This is a genomic window from Kibdelosporangium philippinense (assembly GCF_021390435.2).
GTDB classification, from domain to species: domain Bacteria; phylum Actinomycetota; class Actinomycetes; order Mycobacteriales; family Pseudonocardiaceae; genus Kibdelosporangium; species Kibdelosporangium philippinense.
In genome coordinates, this window is record NZ_JAJVCN010000001.1 from 3,484,418 (window position 1) to 3,503,315 (window position 18,898).

The 18,898-nt window shown below is 65.9% G+C and carries 14 protein-coding genes; 7 read left to right on the forward strand and 7 right to left on the reverse strand.

Annotation, left to right across the window (positions count from 1 at the left end; all coding sequences use genetic code 11):
• Positions 1-223 precede the first annotated feature (223 nt).
• The 3 genes from LWC34_RS16115 (at position 224) to LWC34_RS16125 (ending at position 8,240) form a co-directional block, all read left to right on the forward strand.
• Positions 224-5,686 carry an ATP-binding protein gene (locus LWC34_RS16115; RefSeq protein WP_233726453.1) on the forward strand — a complete coding sequence of 1,821 codons (5,463 nt, stop codon included), beginning with the start codon at positions 224-226 and terminating at the stop codon, positions 5,684-5,686.
• A gap of 9 nt (positions 5,687-5,695) precedes the next feature.
• A complete protein-coding gene (locus LWC34_RS16120) occupies positions 5,696-6,490 on the forward strand; it encodes an aldo/keto reductase (protein WP_233726454.1) in 795 nt (264 codons plus the stop codon).
• 163 nt (positions 6,491-6,653) lie between these two features.
• Positions 6,654-8,240, forward strand: coding sequence for an ABC-F family ATP-binding cassette domain-containing protein (locus tag LWC34_RS16125; RefSeq protein WP_233725875.1), 1,587 nt, complete (start codon positions 6,654-6,656; stop codon positions 8,238-8,240).
• Here LWC34_RS16125 and LWC34_RS16130 read toward each other — a convergent pair.
• Positions 8,237-8,884, reverse strand: coding sequence for a sterol desaturase family protein (locus tag LWC34_RS16130; RefSeq protein ID WP_233725876.1), 648 nt, complete (start codon positions 8,882-8,884; stop codon positions 8,237-8,239). The two genes, LWC34_RS16125 and LWC34_RS16130, sit on opposite strands and share 4 nt — an antisense overlap.
• Positions 8,885-8,981: 97 nt before the next feature.
• On the opposite strand from LWC34_RS16130, the gene LWC34_RS16135 reads away from it, so the two are divergent.
• Together LWC34_RS16135 and LWC34_RS16140 are read left to right on the forward strand one after the other, a co-directional pair.
• On the forward strand, positions 8,982-9,701 hold the full coding sequence (locus LWC34_RS16135; protein WP_233725877.1) for a FadR/GntR family transcriptional regulator: 720 nt from the start codon (positions 8,982-8,984) through the stop codon (positions 9,699-9,701).
• An 84-nt stretch (positions 9,702-9,785) separates the two neighbouring features.
• Positions 9,786-10,238 carry an endonuclease/exonuclease/phosphatase family protein gene (locus tag LWC34_RS16140; RefSeq protein ID WP_233726455.1) on the forward strand — a complete coding sequence of 151 codons (453 nt, stop codon included), beginning with the start codon at positions 9,786-9,788 and terminating at the stop codon, positions 10,236-10,238.
• On the opposite strand, the gene LWC34_RS16145 is transcribed toward LWC34_RS16140, so the two are convergent.
• Positions 10,219-10,626, reverse strand: coding sequence for a RidA family protein (locus LWC34_RS16145; RefSeq protein WP_233725878.1), 408 nt, complete (start codon positions 10,624-10,626; stop codon positions 10,219-10,221). The two genes, LWC34_RS16140 and LWC34_RS16145, sit on opposite strands and share 20 nt — an antisense overlap.
• A 56-nt stretch (positions 10,627-10,682) precedes the next feature.
• Here LWC34_RS16145 and LWC34_RS16150 point away from each other — a divergent pair, with 56 nt between their 5' ends.
• Entirely contained in the window at positions 10,683-11,291 is a 609-nt protein-coding gene (locus LWC34_RS16150) for a TetR/AcrR family transcriptional regulator (protein WP_233725879.1), read from the forward strand.
• Here LWC34_RS16150 and LWC34_RS16155 read toward each other — a convergent pair.
• From LWC34_RS16155 to LWC34_RS16165, 3 genes are all read right to left on the reverse strand, one after another.
• A complete protein-coding gene (locus tag LWC34_RS16155) occupies positions 11,288-11,887 on the reverse strand; it encodes an ester cyclase (protein ID WP_233725880.1) in 600 nt (199 codons plus the stop codon). The two genes, LWC34_RS16150 and LWC34_RS16155, sit on opposite strands and share 4 nt — an antisense overlap.
• Before the next feature lie 13 nt (positions 11,888-11,900).
• On the reverse strand, positions 11,901-12,392 hold the full coding sequence (locus tag LWC34_RS16160) for a RidA family protein (RefSeq protein ID WP_233725881.1): 492 nt from the start codon (positions 12,390-12,392) through the stop codon (positions 11,901-11,903).
• Between the two features lie 85 nt (positions 12,393-12,477).
• A complete protein-coding gene (locus tag LWC34_RS16165) occupies positions 12,478-13,284 on the reverse strand; it encodes an AraC family transcriptional regulator (RefSeq protein WP_233725882.1) in 807 nt (268 codons plus the stop codon).
• 179 nt (positions 13,285-13,463) lie between these two features.
• Here LWC34_RS16165 and LWC34_RS16170 point away from each other — a divergent pair, with 179 nt between their 5' ends.
• The gene (locus tag LWC34_RS16170) at positions 13,464-14,336 is read left to right on the forward strand and encodes a LysR family transcriptional regulator (RefSeq protein ID WP_233725883.1); all 873 of its coding nucleotides are present in this window, start codon (positions 13,464-13,466) and stop codon (positions 14,334-14,336) included.
• Here the strand turns inward: LWC34_RS16170 and LWC34_RS16175 are convergent.
• Together LWC34_RS16175 and katG are read right to left on the reverse strand one after the other, a co-directional pair.
• Entirely contained in the window at positions 14,329-16,557 is a 2,229-nt protein-coding gene (locus LWC34_RS16175) for a sensor histidine kinase (RefSeq protein WP_233725884.1), read from the reverse strand. The genes LWC34_RS16170 and LWC34_RS16175 overlap by 8 nt on opposite strands.
• Positions 16,558-16,681: 124 nt before the next feature.
• Positions 16,682-18,898, reverse strand: a complete 2,217-nt coding sequence (gene katG / locus LWC34_RS16180; protein WP_233725885.1) for a catalase/peroxidase HPI — start codon at positions 18,896-18,898, stop codon at positions 16,682-16,684.

The window sequence follows — 18,898 nt, forward strand, 5'->3', positions numbered from 1 at the left end:
GGTGATATGCACTCGGACGGAGTTTTTGTGTGATAGGGGGCACGTAGAGCCGTCCATATGGCTCGAAGGCACCTGTTTTTTGGCAGGTATCTACAAAGGCGGGGGCATGGCGTGTTCCCCTGGCGACATTTCGTTACTGGCGAGTAGACGAAAAGCTAGACCCAGCGCGCGAGGGGTGCCATCCGGTGGCGTGCGCACAGTCAACCTGAAAGGGCTCGGTCGAGTGTTCAGTCGTGTCGCCATCGTCAACCGTGGAGAGGCCGCGATGCGGCTCATCCACGCAGTCAGGGACCTGGCCGCCGAGACCGCTACACAGATCGAAACCATCGCCCTGCACACCGACGTCGACCGCACCGCCACATTCGTGCGCGAGGCCGACGTCGCCTACGACCTCGGTCCAGCGTCGGCGCGCCCGTACCTGGACCTGAAGGCGTTGGAGCGGGCACTGGTCGAGACCAAGGCGGACGCCGCGTGGGTGGGCTGGGGCTTCGTCGCCGAGGACCCGGCCTTCGCGGAACTGTGCGAGAAGGTCGGAGTCACCTTCATCGGCCCGAGCGCCGACGCCATGCGCAAACTCGGCGACAAGATCGGCGCCAAGCTGATCGCCGAAGAGGTCGGCGTGCCGGTCGCGCCGTGGAGCCGCGGCGCGGTCGAGACCCTGGAAGCCGCCACGGAGGCGGCGGCCGAGATCGGCTACCCGTTGATGCTGAAGGCAACCGCCGGTGGCGGTGGCCGTGGTATCCGCGTGATCACGAGCGCGGCCGAACTGGCGGACGCCTACGAGCGCACGAGCCAGGAAGCGGCGCGCGCGTTCGGTAGCGGCATCGTGTTCCTTGAGCGCCTGGTCACGGGCGCGCGCCACGTCGAGGTCCAGGTCATCGCCGACGGCCAGGGCACCGCGTGGGCGCTGGGCGTGCGTGACTGCTCGGTGCAGCGCCGCAACCAGAAGGTCATCGAGGAGTCGGCCTCGCCAGTGCTCAGCCCCGAGCAGACGGCCGAGCTCAAAGGGTCCGCCGAGCGCCTGGCCGTCGCGGTCGGGTACCGCGGCGCGGCGACCGTCGAGTTCCTGTATCACCCTGGCGACAAGCTTTTCGCGTTCCTCGAGGTCAACACGCGGCTGCAGGTCGAGCACCCGATCACCGAGGCGACGACCGGGTTCGACCTGGTCAAGGCCCAGCTGCACGTGGCATCCGGCGGCAAGCTCGAAGGAACGCCGCCAGCCGAGCGCGGACACGCTATCGAGGCCCGCCTGAACGCCGAAGACCCCGACCGCGACTTCGCGCCCTCCCCCGGCCGGATCGCGCGGCTGGATCTGCCTGCCGGACCGGGTATCCGGGTGGACACCGGTGTCAGCGAAGGCGACACGATCCCGGCGGACTTCGACTCGATGATCGCCAAGATCATCGCGTACGGCAAAGACCGCGACGAGGCGCTCGGCCGCCTGCGCCGCGCGATGACCGAGACCACCGTGGTCATCGAGGGCGGCGCGACCAACAAGAGCTTCGTACTCGACCTGCTCGACCAGCCCGAGGTGATCGACGCCAGCGCGGACACCGGCTGGATCGACCGGGTTCGCGCCGAAGGCAGGCTCGTCTCGCACCGCCACTCCGCTGTCGCCGTCGCGGCAGCCGCGATCGAGGCGTACGAAGACGAAGAGCAGGTCGAGCGGCAGCGTCTGCTGTCCACCGCGTTCGGTGGACGCCCGCAGGTGCGGCACGAAAGCGGCCGCGCCCTTGATCTGAAACTGCGTGGCGTCGGCTACCGCGTGCGGGTCGCGCGCGTTGGCGCGAACCGGTTCCGCGTTGGCATCGAAGCAGGTGAGGACGTCCGCGCCGTCGATGTCGAGCTCGAGCGCTTCGACGAGCACACCGGCCGCGTCATCGTCGACGGCACGCGCTACCGCGTGCTCACCCACACGCACGGTCCGATCCACTTCGTCGAGGTCGACGGCGTGACTCACCGCGTCAGCCGTGACGAGGGCGGTGTCGTCCGCTCCCCCGCGCCCGCGCTCGTCGTCGCTACGCCCGTACAGGTGGGCAGCGAGGTCGAGGCAGGCGCGCCCGTACTCGTGCTGGAAAGCATGAAGATGGAAACGGTGCTGCGCGCGCCGTTCAAGGCACGCCTCAAGGAATGCGTCGTGTCCGTCGGCAGCCAGGTCGGCACGGGTGCGCCCTTGCTGCGTCTTGAGCCGCTCGCCGACAGCGACGCCGAGGAGACCGCGCAGGAAGAGTCCGTCGAGCTGGACCTGCCTGCCGCACCCGAGGTGACCCCGGTCTGGGAGCGCGTGGCACGTGGCCAGGAGGACCTGCGGGGTCTGCTGCTCGGCTTCGACGTCGACCCACACGACGAGGGCCGGGTCCTTGACGACTACCTCACCGCCCGCCAAGCCTCCATTGTGGACGGTAACCGGCCGCTGGCCGAGGAGCTCCAGCTCATCGACGTGTTCGCCGACCTGGCCGAGCTGAGCCGCAACCGCCCGTCGGGTGAGGACAACAATGGCGACTCGCACGTGCACAGTGCGCGCGAGTACTTCCACACGTACCTGCAGAGCCTGGACGTCGAGCGGGCCGGGTTGCCGGAGTCCTTCCAGGCCAAGCTTTCCAAGGCGCTCGGGCACTATGGTGTGACCGAACTGGAGCGCACCGGCGAGCTCGAAGCCGCGGTGTTCCGGATCTTCCTCGCGCAGCAGCGTTCCTCCGCTGACGCCGCCGTGATCGCCAAGCTGCTGCGTTCGTGGCTGCAGGAGCCGCCGCCGGACGAGACGCTGCGTGAACCCGCGGGTCTCGCGTTGGAGCGGCTCGTTTCCGCGACACAGATCCGTTTCCCTGTAGTCGCTGACATCGCACGTGGTGTGGTGTTCGCGTGGTTCGGCCAGCCGTTGCTGCGCCGCAACCGTGCGCGCGTCTACGCCGATGTCCGTAAGCACCTGCGTTACCTTGACGCGAACCCGCAGGCGCCAGACCGCAGCGAGCGCATCGCCGAGATGGTTCGCAGCACCGAACCGTTGGTGCGTGTGCTTGGTCAGCGCCTTGTCCGTGCGGACGTGGACAACTCGGTCATGCTGGAAGTGCTGACGCGTCGCTACTACGGCAACAAGGGCCTGACCGGCGTGCGTACGAGTCACGTCGCGGACTGCACGTTCGTGGTCGCCGAGCGCGAGGGTTCGTCGCTTGTCTCGGCCGCGGTCGCGTTTGAGGCGTTGGGCGGCGCGCTGACCGGGCTCGCGCAGTTGGCCGACAGCACGGCCGCCATCGACGCGGACATCTACGTCGCGTGGGAGAACCAGCCCGAAGACTCCGACGCGATGGTTGCCGCGCTGCTTGACGTGATCAGCGCGCACCCGTTGCCTGAGCAGGTCCGTCGCCTGACGGCCACGATCGCGGGCGCGCGTGGCGCGGTCATGCACCACCACGTCACGTTCCGCCCGTCGGCCGCCGGCATGGTCGAGGAACGCCTGATCCGCGGCCTGCACCCGTACATCGCGCAGCGGATGCAGATGGAGCGGCTCAGCAAGTTCGACCTCACCCGCTTGCCGTCCTCCGACGAAGAGGTCTACCTCTTCCAGTGCGTGGCGCGGGAAAACCCGTCGGACGACAGGCTTGTCGCGTTCGCGCAGGTGCGTAACCTGACCGAGCTGCGTGAGCAGGACGGCAGGCTGGTCGCGCTGCCCACGGCCGAGGACATCATCGCGACGTGCCTCGACTCGATCCGCCGGGCGCAGACGCGGCGGCCGTCGAAGAAACGCTTCAACACCAACCGGATCGTGGTGTACGTGTGGCCGCCGAGCCACATCACCCGCGCCGAGCTTGAGATGATCGTCAAGCGTGTCCTGCCGACCACGGCAGGCGCGGGCCTTGAGGAGATCCTGTTCATCGCCCGCCAGCGGGACGAGAAGACCGGCGAGCTGAGCAAGAGCTCTGTGCGGATCGCCTTCAACGCCACCGGCGGCATCGAGCTGACCGTCGGCGAGCCACCGGCCGACCTGGTCGAGCCGCTCGACGACTACCGCCTGAAGGTGCTGCGCGCGAGCAGCCGTAACACCGTCTACCCGTACGAGTTGACGGGTCTGCTGGGCGACTTCACCGAGTACGACTTCGACGACGCCAAGAAGCTCGTGCCGGTTGACCGGCCGAAGGGCCACAACAAGGCGGCCATGGTCGTTGGCGTGGTCACCACGAAGACCCGACGGTACCGCGAGGGCGTGACGCGTGTCGTGCTGCTCGGCGACCCCACGAAGTCGCTCGGCGCGTTGTCAGAGCCGGAGTGCAGTCGCGTGATCGCCGCGCTCGACCTCGCCGAGCAGATGCGAGTTCCGGTCGAGTGGTACGCACTGTCCTCAGGCGCCCGGATCTCCATGGAGTCGGGTACCGAGAACATGGACTGGGTGGCCGCGGCGCTCAAGCGGATCGTCGAATTCACCCAGGACGGCGGCGAGATCAACATCGTCGTCAACGGGATCAACGTCGGCGCGCAGCCGTACTGGAACGCCGAAGCCACGATGCTCATGCACACCAAGGGAATCCTGGTGATGACACCGGAGTCCGCGATGGTGCTCACCGGCAAGCAGGCGCTGGACTTCTCAGGCGCCGTGTCGGCCGAGGACAACTTCGGTATCGGTGGCTACGACCGCGTGATGGGCCCGAACGGCCAAGCGCAGTACTGGGCGCCGGACCTGGCCTCCGCGCGCGATGTGCTGATGTCGTACTACGACCACACGTATATCGCGCCCGGTGAGAACGCACCGCGACGGGCGAAGACGAACGACCCGGTCAACCGGGACATCTCGGACTTCCCGCACACCTTGGCGGACAGCGACTTCACGACCGTCGGCGAGATCTTCTCGGCCGCCAAGAACCCGGACCGCAAGAAGCCGTTCGACATCCGGACCGTGATGCGTGCCCTGTCCGACCAGGACCACCCGGTGCTGGAACGTTGGGCAGGCATGGCCGACGCGGAGACCGCGGCCGTGCAGGACGTGCACCTCGGCGGAATCCCGGTGTGCCTGCTCGGTATCGAGTCCCGATCGGTGCAGCGCCGCGGCTTCCCTCCCACCGACGGCCCGGACACCTATACAGCGGGCACGCTGTTCCCACGGTCGTCCAAGAAGGCCGCGCGGGCGATCAACGCGGCCAGCGGCAACCGTCCGTTGGTGGTGCTGGCGAACCTGTCGGGCTTCGACGGCTCGCCGGAGTCGATGCGCAAGCTGCAACTGGAGTACGGCGCGGAAATCGGCCGGGCGATCGTGAACTTCCGTGGCCCCATCGTGTTCTGTGTGATCTCGCGGTACCACGGCGGCGCGTTCGTGGTCTTCTCCAAGGCGCTCAACAAGAACATGACCGTGCTCGCGCTGGAGGGCTCGTTCGCCTCAGTGCTCGGTGGCGCTCCGGCCGCCGCCGTCGTGTTCTCCGGTGACGTCAACGCCCGCACGGCAGCGGACCCACGCGTTCGCGAGGTCGAAGCTCGCCTCGCAGCCGCATCGGGCGCGGACCGCGCGGCGCTGTCGGCCGAACTCGACGAGGTCCGTTCGTCGGTCCGTGCCGAAAAGCTGGGCGAGGTGGCCACGGAGTTCGACCGTGTGCACAACATCCAGCGTGCGGTCGAGGTCGGCTCGGTTGACGCGGTGATCAAGGCGGCCGAACTGCGGCCGAAGATCATCGAAGCGATCGAGGCCCGGCTGGAGGCCTGAGTGGAGACAATGCCCGCACTCGGGCTGGGCACTTGGTATTTCGCCGAGCGCCCGGCCCGGCGCGAGCAGGAGATCGCGGCGTTGCGGCTGGGCCTGGACCTGGGCATGACGCTCGTCGACACGGCCGAGATGTACGCCGACGGGGCCGCGGAGATCCTCGTCGGCGAGGCCATCGCCGGTCGCCGTGACGAAGTGTTCCTTGTGGACAAAGTCCTGCCGCATCACGCGACCCGTGCCGGGACGGTCACGGCCTGCCAGGCCAGCCTCGAACGCCTCGGCGTCGATCACATCGACCTGTATCTGTTGCATTGGCGTGGCCGGGTGCCGTTCGAGGAAACGATCGCCGGGTTCGCGGATCTGATCGACGCTGGCCTGATCCGGCATTGGGGCGTCAGCAACCTCGACCTCGAAGACATGCGTGAAGTGGCAAGTGTGGCCGACGGATGTCAGACGAATCAGATCCTGTACAACCCGAGCAGGCGAGGCCCGGAGCACGACCTGATGCCCTGGCTGTCGCAGCAAGGCATCCCGGTCATGGCGTACTCCCCCATCGAGCAAGGCCGCATCCTCAACAACCGGACGCTGACCGCAGTCGCCCGCAGGCACAACGCGACCGCGGCCCAGATCGCGCTGGCGTGGGTGTTGCGTGTGGACGGTGTCAACGCCATTCCCCGGGCCGCGAATCCGGAGCACGTGCGGCAGAACGCGGCCGCGGCCGACATCGAGCTCACCCCGGAGGACCTGGCTGAGATCGACAGGGAGTTCCCGCCACCGACCCGGCCCCAGCCGCTCGAAATGCTGTGATGAAAAAACGGATGACTGCCTCGCTGGCGGTGATCTACTCTGCCTGACGTGATACAGCAGCTGTTCTACCTCTGAGGAGACGACGCCTCCCATCGGTGCCGCGGACCGCGGTGCCGTTGCTCGTCATTCCTTCTGTATCACCTCTTGTCGGAGGCATTTCTTCATGTCATCTCGAATCACGCTCGCCCCTGCGCGCGCGGCGCACGTCCGCGCGTCCGGCGTACATCTGTCTTACGGCGGCCGTCCTGTGCTCGCCGGAGTCGACCTTGTGGCCGCTGCGGGCGATCGCGTCGCCGTAGTCGGTGAGAACGGTCGTGGCAAGACAACGTTGCTCAAGGTGCTCGCTGGTGAGCTTGCTACGGACCGCGGCGAAGTGCATCTCGCGGGCTCGCTCGGTGTCGCGGCACAGCAGATCCAGGTCGACGGGACTGTCGGCGACCTGATCGACCTCGAACTGACGGCGGTACGGCGTGCGTTGGCCGACCTGGAAGCCGCAACCGAGGCACTTTCCGAGGATCGCCCGGGCGCCGAGGACGCTTTCGCCAACGCGCTGGCGGAGGCCGAAGCCCTCGACGCGTGGGACGCCGACCGCCGCGTCGAGGTCTCGCTCGCTGCTTTGAACTCGGTCAACTCGCGTAGTCGCGCGCTCTCGTCGCTGTCGGTTGGGCAGCGTCACCGCGTACGGCTCGCTTGTTTGCTCGGGGCACGGCATTCCGTGTTATTGCTTGATGAGCCAACGAACCATCTGGACGCGGGTGGACTGCAGCACCTGACTGAGCAACTGCTCACCTACCCAGGTGTGGTTGTGATCGTGAGTCACGACCGCGCTTTGCTTGCGGACGTGGCCACCACGGTGGTGGACCTGGATCCGTCGAGCGACGGCAGGCCGCGGGTGTATGGCGGCGGTTACGCCTCGTACGTCGACGGCCGTCGTGCGGAGCGCGCTCGTTGGGAGGCTGCTCATAGCGCCGAAGTCGCTGAGCGACAGCGGCTTGCGGATGACCTGTCTACGGCACAGAGCCGTCTGCGTGACAACTGGCGCCCAGACAAGGGCCACGGCAAACACACGCGGGCTACCCGGGCGTCTGGGCTCGTACGCGCGGTTCACCGCAGGCAAGAGGAGCTGGAGGCACACGTGGTGGCGGTACCTTCGCCGCCCAAGCGGTTCACCATGCCTTCGTTGCCGGAGTTCCGTGGCGCGACCTTGTTGCGAGCTGACGAGGTGACGGTCGATGGTCGGCTCACGCGTCCCGTCTCGCTGGCGTTGGATTCCGGCTCTCGCATGGTGGTCACCGGGCCCAATGGCGCGGGCAAGTCGACGCTCCTGGGCGTGTTGTCCGGCGACCTTGCGCCAAGCAGCGGCACGGTCAACCGCGCGCGGCCCGTACGAATCGGATGGTTGGGGCAGGAGTCCGAGCCGTCAGGTAGTCGTACTGCGCACTCGCTGTACGCCGAACAGGCTTCCGCATGGGCGCCTGGATTGGGCGAGTTGGGCTTGCTGGATTCGTACGACATGCATCGGCCGTTGACTGAGTTGTCGGTCGGTGCACGGCGACGGCTGGATCTAGCTTTGGTATTGGCGCGCCAGCCGCACGTGTTGCTGCTCGACGAGCCCACCAACCACCTGTCATCCTCGCTCGTTGACGAGCTGACAGACGCCCTAGGGGCTACGTTGGCGGCTGTCGTACTCGCGACACACGACCGGCAACTGTTGCGCGACACTGCCTCCTGGCAACGCCTGGCGCTTTAGGAATGCAGCGCTTTTGCCGTAGGTGAGCTCGGAACGTCGCCAGGGTTTGGGTACGTGCCCAACACCCTGTCGGCGGTTCCGGACGTGGTCACGGTGAACCAGTAATGCTCGTTCTTGAAGTGGTGCAGCCGGTGATTACGCCACACCGCACGGAACAGCGCGGTACGCGGCTTGTAGTCGCTGTGGATGAGGTAGTGCGTCCACTCGTAGCCGATGCCAAGCAGCCCAAGAAATGTCAGGAACGTCAATCCCGTCGCCGTGCTGGGGAATGCGAGCAGCCCGATCGCGATCACTCCTGGCAGCAACCAGAGCAACGTCTGCCACGGGATGAAGATCAGCGGGACGTCGCGCGGGTCGGCGTGGTGCTCCCGATGCTTGCGGGCCAGTAGTGAATCTATCGTGACCGAGCCAAGCCGCCGCGGCCGCCAATGCAGGATCACGACGTGCACGATCCACTCGAACAGCGGGAACACGGCCAGCATGATCGCGGGGACCAGAGCATCAACCAGCCGCCAACCACCGAGCGAGATACGGGCGATCGCGGCGCCGATGAGGACCGCGGTGATCATCCACGGTGATGGATAGCGCCAGAACACCCGGGCGGCTTCGGTCAAGGAGAGTTTCGCGGCGCGTTCCATCGCCATCCATCCTTCAGCTGGTCAAGTGGTCAGACCACTGTAGGCACATCTCGCCACAAAGGACAAGTGGTATGACCAGTTGACCGCCGCTACCCTGGGCGACGTGGCATTCAAACGTGTCGAGCGCCGATCGGTCCCCGACGAGGTCTACGAGCAGCTGCTCGCCGACGTCGTAGGTGGCGAGCTCGCCCCCGGCAAGAACCTCCCAGCGGAGCGCCAGCTCGCGGAGGTGCTCGGCGTCTCCCGCCCGGCGGTCCGCGAAGCCCTTCAGCGGCTCGCCCACTCCGGCCTGCTCGCGGTTCGCCAAGGCGACGGCACCACAGTGCTCGACTACCGCAAGCACGCCGGGCTGGACCTGTTGCCACGCCTGCTGATCCGCGACGGCGAACTCGACTTCGACGTGATCCGCAGCATTGTCGAAGCTCGCCTGCTGATCGGCCAGGAAGTGGCCGCGCTGGCCGCCGAACGATCCGGCGAAGACCTGAAAACCCCGCTACAGCAAGCAATCGCGGAACTCGCCGCCGCGACCGACCCGGTCACCCAACAACGCTGCGCCCTCGTCTACTGGGAACACATCGTGGACGCCGCCGACTCCATCGTGTTCAGGTTGATGTTCAACAACTTGCGTGCCGCATACGAACCCGCCATCGACGCGCTCGCAACGGTCCTCAGCGCCGAAGTCAGCCGCGTCGACAGCTACCGGGACCTGGCTGAGGCCATCACATCCGGCGACGGGACGCGCGCGAAGCAGTCGGCCGCCAAGCTCCTTCGCCTGGCGACCGACGAAATGCTCACAGTCATCAACAACCTCGTGAGTGGTTAAGCGCGTTAGAACACGTCTAACCACTCACGAGGGGAATCCGTCGCCGTCGACGTCCATTGCGGAAAGACACTCTGGACCTTGCGGATGGTGACGTGGGTCCGGTTCGCCGATTCCGGCACTGGCAAGCAGTTCGTCGTGGTCAACACGCATTTCGACCACGAGTCGGAGAACTCACGCGTGCGTAGCGCCGAACTGGTGCGAGACCGGATCAACGCCATCGCCCCAGGCCTACCAGTCGTACTCACCGGCGACTTCAACGCGGCCGCCCAAAGCACGCCGACGTACGACATCCTCATGTCCGGCGCCAGGTTGACCGACACCTGGCGTGCTGCCGCAGAACGCCGCACACCGTTGTACGCCACATTCCACGGCTATCGCCCACTGGTACCCAATGGCCCACGGATCGACTGGATCCTGACCCGAGGAATCACCACAATCCAAGCCGCGGCCATCAACACTTTCGCGGCAGGCAACCAGTTCCCGTCGGATCATCTTCCCGTTCAGGCATTGATCACCTTCAGTCCAGCACAGCAGTAGCCTCGACTTCGACAAGGAGATCCGGCTCGCCCAACGCCGCAACGCCGATGAGGGTGATCGGTTTGACCGGATCGACACCGAGTTTCGCCGCGGCCCTGGCAACGCCTTCGCCAAGCAACGGCATCTTCTCGGGACTCCAGTCGACGACGTAGACCGTCAGCTTGGCCACGTCGCCGAACGAACCGCCGATCTCGGCCATCGCCCGGCCGATGTTCAGATAGGCCTGCTCGATCTGCGCGGCCAGGTCGCCCGCGCCAACGGGGTTGCCGTCGGCGTCGCGGGCGACCTGGCCTGCCATGAACACCATCCTTGATCCCCGCGCGATCGACAGCTGCCGGTAGACCTCGGGTTTCGGTAAGCAGTCCGGGTTGACCAGCTCGACAGCCATAGTTCCTCCTCCAGCTCGAAACCTGACCATAGCATTGCAATGCTATAGTTAGGAGCATGGCGAGGACCAAGGATCCGGCGGTCCGGTCCCTGCTGATCACCCGGGCCGCCCACATGCTGCGTGTGCGCGAGCCGATCACCCTGCGGTCCCTTGTCGAAGGAACCGGCGTGTCAACAATGGCCGTCTACACCTATTTCGGCAGCATGGACGGCCTGTGGCGAGCAGTACGCCAAGAGGGATTCCGCCGGTTGGCCACACGACTGGACACAGTCGGCAAGACCCGTGACCCCGTCCGTGACCTCGCGGCCCTTGGCGCCTGCTACATCTCCCACGCGCTGACCGAGCCCGATCTCTACCGGGTCATGTTCGACGACGGCTTCGAACTCGAAGATCCCGAACAGGCGGATCGGGCGTTGCACCATCTCGTCGAGACAGTGCAACGAGCCCGATCCGCCGAACGGTTTCGCGCTGACGTCAACCCGTTGACGACGGCCATGCAAAGCTGGGCGATCGGGCACGGGCTGGCGTCATTGGTCGCCTGCGGCCCGCTCCCCCGCGACACCCTCGCCAACGGCATCCCGATGCTGACCGCGTTGTACGTCAGCTACGGCGACGATCCTGTCCGATGTCGACGGTCGGTCACGCGGGGGTGGCGTGCCGGTTAGGCGAGGCCGATCTGCTGATAGAACGTCTGGTTGTCCCAGAACAGGAATTCCTCGTCCATCGTTCCGCGCCTGTTCCAGATGCCGACCGTGGCCATGTTGATCGCGTACTTCTTGCCGGTCGGCTTGATGAAGCCGCCTTTGCCGTCCGGCATCGGCCGGGTGAACGTCCCTTGCATCACGCCGGTGACCGCGGTCAGTTCGTTCTTGGCCACCCGTAGTGGATGCGAGAGGATCCGGGTGTCGGGCGCCCACACGAACAGCGCGGCCAGATCCGCGATGTGCTTGTCGATGCCGTCCGTGTAGTGCCCGTCCGGCCAGTGCACACGGATGTTGCGCGCGTGGCTTTCGGCCAATCGGTCCCATTTCGCGTGGGTGAAGACGTCGAAGTCCAGCTCGTCGAACGTCTTCAGGTGCTCCCGCTCGCCGCGCGTCAGGTTCTTCGGGAACGGTGGGTTCGGCACCGGGGTTGCCGCCGGGTCAGGCATCGGAACCCACGGATGGGCCGATGTCGCCTCGGCAACGCTCGTGCCACTGGCCACAGCGGACAGTGCCACGGCCCCCAATGCCGCTGCTCCCAGTGAACGACGGTCGATCATGGTTCTCCTTTTGCTACGACCGCGGCGATGTCAGCGCCACGGCCTCGATCTCTACCAACTGCTGGGGAAACGCGAGATCGACGACACCGACGATCGTGTCGGTCGGCCGGTGCCGTCCGAAGTACTCCTTGTGTAATCGGGCGGCGGTATCGAAGTTCGCCGGCAGGTTCTTTGTGTAGATCTTCACGCTGATGATCTGGTTGCGCGGGATCCGGTAGTGCGCGAGTACCTTGTCCAGATTGCCGAACGCGGTACGGACTTGGAGCTCGAAATCGCCTTCGCCGATGAAGTTCCCGGCCGCGTCGTGCGACAGCTGCCCGGAGATGTACACCATGTTGCCCGCCCTCGCGGCCTGTGAGTATCCGTACGAGTCCTCCCATGGCACTCCGAAGTTGAAGTGGTCCCAGCCGCGGCGCTGCTCCGCACTGGCGCCCTGCAGTCCGACGATGACGATCATCACCGCGGCCAGCACGGCAAAGCCGAGTCTGCGTCCTGTCTTGCTCATCAATTGTCCTTTCGTCCCAACGGAACCCGCAAAACAATGCCCTGCGGGCCGAGCACCGCAAAGGTCGAAGAAGGACGACGGATGGTCATAACGGGACATTTCGGTACGCGGCACGGAAAGCCATCGGCGGCATCCCGGTGCAGCGCTCGAAGAACTTTCCGAAGTTGGTCGGCTCGCTGAACCCGAGCGAGACCGCGATCTCGGCGGCGTTGGCATCGCCGTACACCAGGAGTCGTTTCGCCTCAAGGACGATGCGCTGAATGATGTACTCCTTGGCGGTCATCCCCACGGCCGCCTGAGCCGATCGGTTGAGCGTGCGGGACGAATATCCAAGCGCTGTCGCGTACGCGTTGACCTGATGGTTGTGGCGGTAATCGCGTTCGACCGCCTCATGAAACCGAGTGAAGACGCCGTCGGGCTCGCATAATCGACGCTGCGGCACCTGCCCGAGCAAGAGCAACAGCACAGACAGCAGTGAGTGCCACAGCTCCATCCGGACCTGTACCGCAAACTTCTCAGTGAACTGCAACAGTCGCAGCACCTGCAAGAGCTGTTGCTGTGTCGATGGATCCGGCAGCCAGTGCGCCGGGCCGCACGTTCTGGTCAACTCCTGCGCGAGCAAGGTCTGTGGTTTGAGCAGGCATGGTTCAAAAAGGACAGCTGTCGCCTCGTAGGTCAACGGATCGATCCACCGGTGTATCGGCCCTGGCCGCACCCACAGCCAACTCCCGGTGGACAACGAGTATTCGGCGGAGTCCACTTCGTGCACACCGCTACCACCGGTGACTGCGAGCAACCAATGGAACTCCGACCGCGACGATTCCGCGGCCGTCCGGGCACGCAGATCGGCGGCGGTGATGACTTCGAGCAGACTGATGTCCTGCTGCTGCAAACCTGAACCCTACTTTCACAGACGGTCGGCGCCCACCACGGGCGGCGAGTGCCCTCGGATGGACTTCCGGTTGGTCACCTCAACTCAACGCGGCGAACCGGACAAGTGGGATCACGATCGGCGAGGCGATTCATTCGCGGAATTGGGTTGTCCCTGGCTCTTGTTAAACTGTCTCGACTGTGAACAGTGGATTGACCACAGCCGAATTATCCGCGTTACGCACCTTCCTCGCGGTGTACCGCTGGGGTGCCGTCGGCAAGGCAGCGGAAGCGCTGCACCTGTCCCAGCCTGCTGTTTCGCATCACGTCAAGGCGCTGGAGCAGGTCACGGGCCGTCCGCTGTTCGAACGCTCCGGCCGTGGCATCGCCCCCACCGCCGCCGGTCACGCGCTGGCCGCCGAAGTCAGCGAACACGTCGACGCGATCGAGCGCGCGATGCACTCGCTGCGGCCAACGGTCGCCACCGAAACCGGCATCGTGTTCCTCGGTGGCCCGATCGAACTGCTGACCGGGATTGTTCCGCGACTTGCGCCGTTGCTCGACACTGGTCTACGGATCCGGTGCCGTCACGGGCTGGCGGACGACTTGCTCGACGGCCTGATCGCCGATCAACTGGACATCGCGGTGCTCACCAGGATCGAAGGCGCGCCACAGAAGAAGCTACGCCTCGTGCAGTGGCAGGAGGAGGAGTTCGTCCTGATCGGACGACGCGGCGAAGCACCCTATGATCCGGCAACGGACACGCGACGGTTCATCGGTTACGGCGAGGAAATGCCGATGACGCGCCGCTACTTCCGAACCTGCTGGGGCATACCCGCGCCAGCGCCCGCGCTGACCGTGCCGAACCTGCGCGCGGTCGTCGACGCGGTGAAAGCGGGTGCCGGTCTTGCCGTTGTCCCGACGTACCTGTTCGGCCAGGAGATCGCCGACGGGACGTTGGACATCGTGCACACGCCGCCGAAACCGGTACTGAACTCGATCTACCTGGCCACGCGCCGTGGCCGGGAACACGAGCCCCGTGTACGGATGGTGCTGAGCCACCTCGTCACGTGAGCTGCCACGTCGCCTGAATCCACCACCGGTCGCCGTTCTGCATGGCTGAGATACTCACATCGCCCATGTCCGATGTGGACGAGAACGGTTCACACGCGGCCAGCACGCTGACCGTGACGGTCTCGTCTGTACCTGTCACGGTCACGCGCGCCTTTCCACGTGCTGTAGCCAAAGCCGCGATGGTGGGTTCGGTCAGGCGCCGACGAATCTGCGCGGGCAACGTCGGACGCGTGCCACGCTCCGCAAAGGACACTGGCACACCAAGGCGCTCAGCCGTTTCGATGCACGCCCGCAGTTCGTGCAGCAGCGGGTCGCTGACCGTGCTGCCTTCGGCGAACAGGCGACGCATCCTGGCCGCCTCCACCGCGCACCCCCGCCGCACAGTCTCCTCGGCTGGATCCAGGTCTCCGGAAGCCAACCCTTGCAACAGTGGCACGGTCGTGTCCGCCAACCCGGCGTAGCGTTGCTTGCGGTCCTCATGTAGTTGCTGGGCAACAGCTTCAGCCGTGCGCAATTGTTCTTCGTCACGCGCGACCTTCGCGGATCTCACTGCGAGGCCTCGCAACACGGCCGCGATCATCGCGATCGCCAACTGGTACGTGAGCACGGCCCAGGTCGCGTTCACGACACCGACGACCGACAACGCTGACTGCCCAACGAAAATAGCCACACCGAACGTCATCAGGTATTGCGCGACAAGGACACTGGCGAAGACCACGACACGGCTGTCCATCAACAGCAGCACAACCTGCCAACCGGCGTCGCCTTCCGACCAGTGCGCGGGCCCCAACAAGTACTCCGGCCGCATCGACAACGCACCCAGCAACGATAGCCCGAACACAACCACGAGAAGCGGCCATCGCCAACGACCCAGAGGCTTGTCACGCCAGGTCGCAACGGCAACCACCAACGTCACCGCCAGCAAACCAAACCACGTCACATACTGCGGCCACATGACGTAATACGCGTCCTGGCTCGACAGCAGCCTCGGCAGATCCAGACCGAACAGGATGGCCGTGCTCATCACGATGACGCCCCAACGCAAGCCGCGTTGGAAAGAGGTGCCGATCAACTTCGCGTCATCGCCCGACGGTTGTTCACGCCTGAGCGGAACCGCCATCCGGACCGTGGTTCCCGCACCCGGGCTACTGATGATCTCCGCGCTGCCGCCCGCGCGCGTCATCCGTTCCACCAAGGAACGCGTTACGCCATAACGGTGATCCGGGATCTGCTCGGGCGTGAATCCCTTGCCCGTGTCCTCAACTTCAACTGTGACAGCGTTTTCTTCCTGAAGCACGCGGATCCCGACATGATCGGTGTCGGCGTGCCGGACGACGTTCGTCAACGCCTCCCGCACACCGCGACTGAGCAAAACCGCGTCCACGGCAGGTAATCGCACATCTTCACCAGCCCAGGAGATCTGCAACGGCGTGTCCGCGGCAACTTCCCTGAGGAGCTCAAAGAGCCCGGTTTCCGCTGTCGGCTCGACCTGTGACCCGCTGACCTCACGAAGATCCCGCGCCGCCTGTTCGGCAAGCCAGGATTCGCGCCCCTGAACCACTCCCGCGCCAACCATCAGCAAGGTGGCCGACGCGGTGTCGTGCAATGCAGCAAGATATTCACGCTCGTCCGCACGCCTCGCCGCCGACACCGCGGCTTCCCGCCGCAACGCCTCTTCCCGCTCGACAACCCGATCCGCCGCCCGCGCGCTGCGACGCACAAACCGATAGAGCCCCCACGACAACGCAACCTCAGCGACCGTCCACACCACGACCGCTTCACTGACAAGCCATCCGCCCGGATCCGCCAACCAGGTCCCGGCGTAATGCAGGCCGACGATCAGGACGGTGATCGCGGCCAGCACCCAGCCTCGGACCAGCCAGGGGTACGTGATCAGGCTGATCGCCATCGCGATCAACACCCAGGTCCCGCCCGCGCGGGGATCGGATGTGACCGTCCAGAACTGGGTCAGCACCACCCCGCACAGCAGGACGACGTCAACCGCCACCAGCCAATGCCGCCGAGTGGACCTGGGCAAAGCGTAGGCGTACCACAGGTTCCAGAGGTTCAGCCCGAGGATGATCACCGTCGTGATCGCCTGGTTGGGCGCCACCGCGAACAACAGCGACCACAGGCTGGAGGTGCCGACCAGAACGAGCCGCAACCCCAAGGCGTAGCGCATTCCTTTCGGAAGCAGCTCCCGCTCTGCCGAGCCCATCATGCGCAGAAAATAGCGGTTCCCCCGTCGCCGGGGGAACCGCGGTCTCTCAGCCCACGCGAAGCCGGAAAGCCCCTCGTGAGTGGTTAGCAGCGTTAGAACGCCGCTAACCACTCACGAGGTCTGATCAGGCGATGTCGTAGCGGTCGGCGTCCATGACCTTGGTCCACGCGGCGACGAAGTCCTTCACGAACTTCTCCTTCGCGTCGTCGCTCGCGTACACCTCGGCAACCGCCCGCAGCTCGGAGTTCGAGCCGAAGACCAGGTCGGCGCGGGTGCCGGTCCACTTGACCTCACCGGTCGCGCGGTCACGGCCCTCGAAGACCTCGCCGTCGCCGTTGACCGACTTCCACTCCGTGCCCATGTCGAGCAGATTGGCGAAGAAGTCGTTGGTCAGCCGACCCGGAGTCGTGGTCAGCACGCCATGCGTGGACTGCTGGTAGTTCGCGCCGAGCACACGCAGACCACCGACGAGCACGGTCAATTCAGGTGCGCTGAGGTTGAGCAGGTTCGCGCGGTCGATCAGCAGGTACTCCGCCGGGAGGCGGTTGCCCTTGCCACGGTAGTTACGGAAACCGTCGGACTTCGGCTCAAGCGGGGCGAACGACTCGGCATCCGTCTGCTCCTGCGAAGCGTCCGTACGACCCGGGGTGAACGGCACCTGGACGTCGAAACCGGCGTCCTTGGCGGCCTTCTCCACCGCGGCAACGCCACCGAGCACGATCACGTCGGCCAGCGAGACCTTCTTGCCGAAGGACTGCTGAACGCCTTCCAGGGTGCGCAGCACCTGGGCGAGCTCGTCGGGCTCGTTGACCTCCCAGCCACGCTGCGGCTCCAAGCGGATGCGCGCACCGTTGGCGCCACCGCGCTTGTCGCTGCTGCGGAACGTCGAAGCCGACGCCCACGCGGTCGTGACCAGCTGCGAGACCGACAGGCCCGAGTCGAGGATCTGCTGCTTGAGCGCGGCGATGTCCTCGGCGTTGACCAGCTCGTGGTCCACCGCGGGCACGCGGTCCTGCCAGATCAGCTCCTCCTGCGGCACCTGCGCGCCGAGGTAACGCTGGATCGGGCCCATGTCGCGGTGGGTCAGCTTGAACCACGCACGCGCGAACGCGTCCGCGAACTCCTCCGGGTTCTCGTAGAACCGGCGGGAGATGCGCTCGTAGATCGGGTCGAAACGCAGCGCCAGGTCCGTGGTCAGCATGCCAGGCGTGCGGTTGAGCTTGCCGTCCTCCGGGTCCGGCACGGTGTTCTTGGCCTTGCCGTTCTTCGGCGTCCACTGGTTGGCGCCGGCCGGGCTCTGGGTCAGCTCCCAGTCGTACTCGAACAGGTTGTGGAAGAACCAGTTGCTCCACTGCGCCGGAGTCGGCGTCCAGGTGACCTCGAGGCCACTGGTGATCGCGTCGCGGCCCTTGCCGGTGCCGAACTTGTTGCTCCAGCCGAGGCCCTGCTCCTCGATCGAGGCGCCCTCGGGCTCCGCGCCGACGTACTCGTCGGGGTTCGCGGCACCGTGCGTCTTGCCGAAGGTGTGGCCACCGGCGATGAGGGCGACGGTCTCCTCGTCGTTCATCGCCATCCGGCCGAACGTCTCACGGATGTCGCGGGCCGCGGCCAGCGGGTCCGGGTTGCCGTTCGGGCCTTCCGGGTTGACGTAGATGAGTCCCATTTGGACAGCGGCGAGCGGGGCTTCCAGCTGACGGTCGCCGGTGTAGCGCTCGTCGCCGAGCCACGTGCGCTCAGGACCCCAGTACACGTCCTGGTCCGGCTCCCACACGTCCGCGCGGCCACCGGCGAAGCCGAAGGTCTTGAAGCCCATGGTCTCAAGGGCGCGGTTGCCCGTGAAGATCATCAGGTCGGCCCACGAGATCTTGCGGCCCCACTTCTTCTTCACCGGCCACAGCAGACGGCGCGCCTTGTCCAGGTTGCCGTTGTCCGGCCAGCTGTTCAGCGGTGCGAAGCGCTGCATACCGGCGCCGGCGCCACCACGGCCGTCCTCGACGCGGTACGTACCGGCGCTGTGCCACGCCATCCGGATCATGAACGGGCCGTAGTGACCGAAGTCGGCCGGCCACCACTCCTGCGAGGTGGTCAGCACGGCATCGACGTCCTTGGCCAACTCGTCCAAGTCAACGGTCTTGAACTCGGCGGCGTAGTCGAACCCGTCGTCCATCGGGTTGGCGACCGCGGAGTGCTTACGCAGGATCGCCAGGTTCAGCTGGTTCGGCCACCAGTCACGGTTGCTTCCACCCTCGGTGGGGTGGTTGAAACGACCGGACGAGACCGGGCACCCGCCCGCTTCCGGCTCGTTCATCTCACCAACGACGGCGTCAGGCTTGTCGGACAC

Excerpts from the sequence above, each read along its gene's own strand:
- LWC34_RS16120 (WP_233726454.1), top strand. The coding sequence starts at position 5,696 with ATGCCCGCACTCGGGCTGGGCACTTGGTATTTCGCCGAGCGCCCGGCC.
- LWC34_RS16125 (WP_233725875.1), top strand. The coding sequence starts at position 6,654 with ATGTCATCTCGAATCACGCTCGCCCCTGCGCGCGCGGCGCACGTCCGC.
- LWC34_RS16130 (WP_233725876.1), bottom strand. The coding sequence starts at position 8,884 with ATGGCGATGGAACGCGCCGCGAAACTCTCCTTGACCGAAGCCGCCCGG.
- LWC34_RS16140 (WP_233726455.1), top strand. The coding sequence starts at position 9,786 with ATGGTGACGTGGGTCCGGTTCGCCGATTCCGGCACTGGCAAGCAGTTC.
- LWC34_RS16145 (WP_233725878.1), bottom strand. The coding sequence starts at position 10,626 with ATGGCTGTCGAGCTGGTCAACCCGGACTGCTTACCGAAACCCGAGGTC.
- LWC34_RS16150 (WP_233725879.1), top strand. The coding sequence starts at position 10,683 with ATGGCGAGGACCAAGGATCCGGCGGTCCGGTCCCTGCTGATCACCCGG.
- LWC34_RS16155 (WP_233725880.1), bottom strand. The coding sequence starts at position 11,887 with ATGATCGACCGTCGTTCACTGGGAGCAGCGGCATTGGGGGCCGTGGCA.
- LWC34_RS16160 (WP_233725881.1), bottom strand. The coding sequence starts at position 12,392 with ATGAGCAAGACAGGACGCAGACTCGGCTTTGCCGTGCTGGCCGCGGTG.
- LWC34_RS16175 (WP_233725884.1), bottom strand. The coding sequence starts at position 16,557 with ATGATGGGCTCGGCAGAGCGGGAGCTGCTTCCGAAAGGAATGCGCTAC.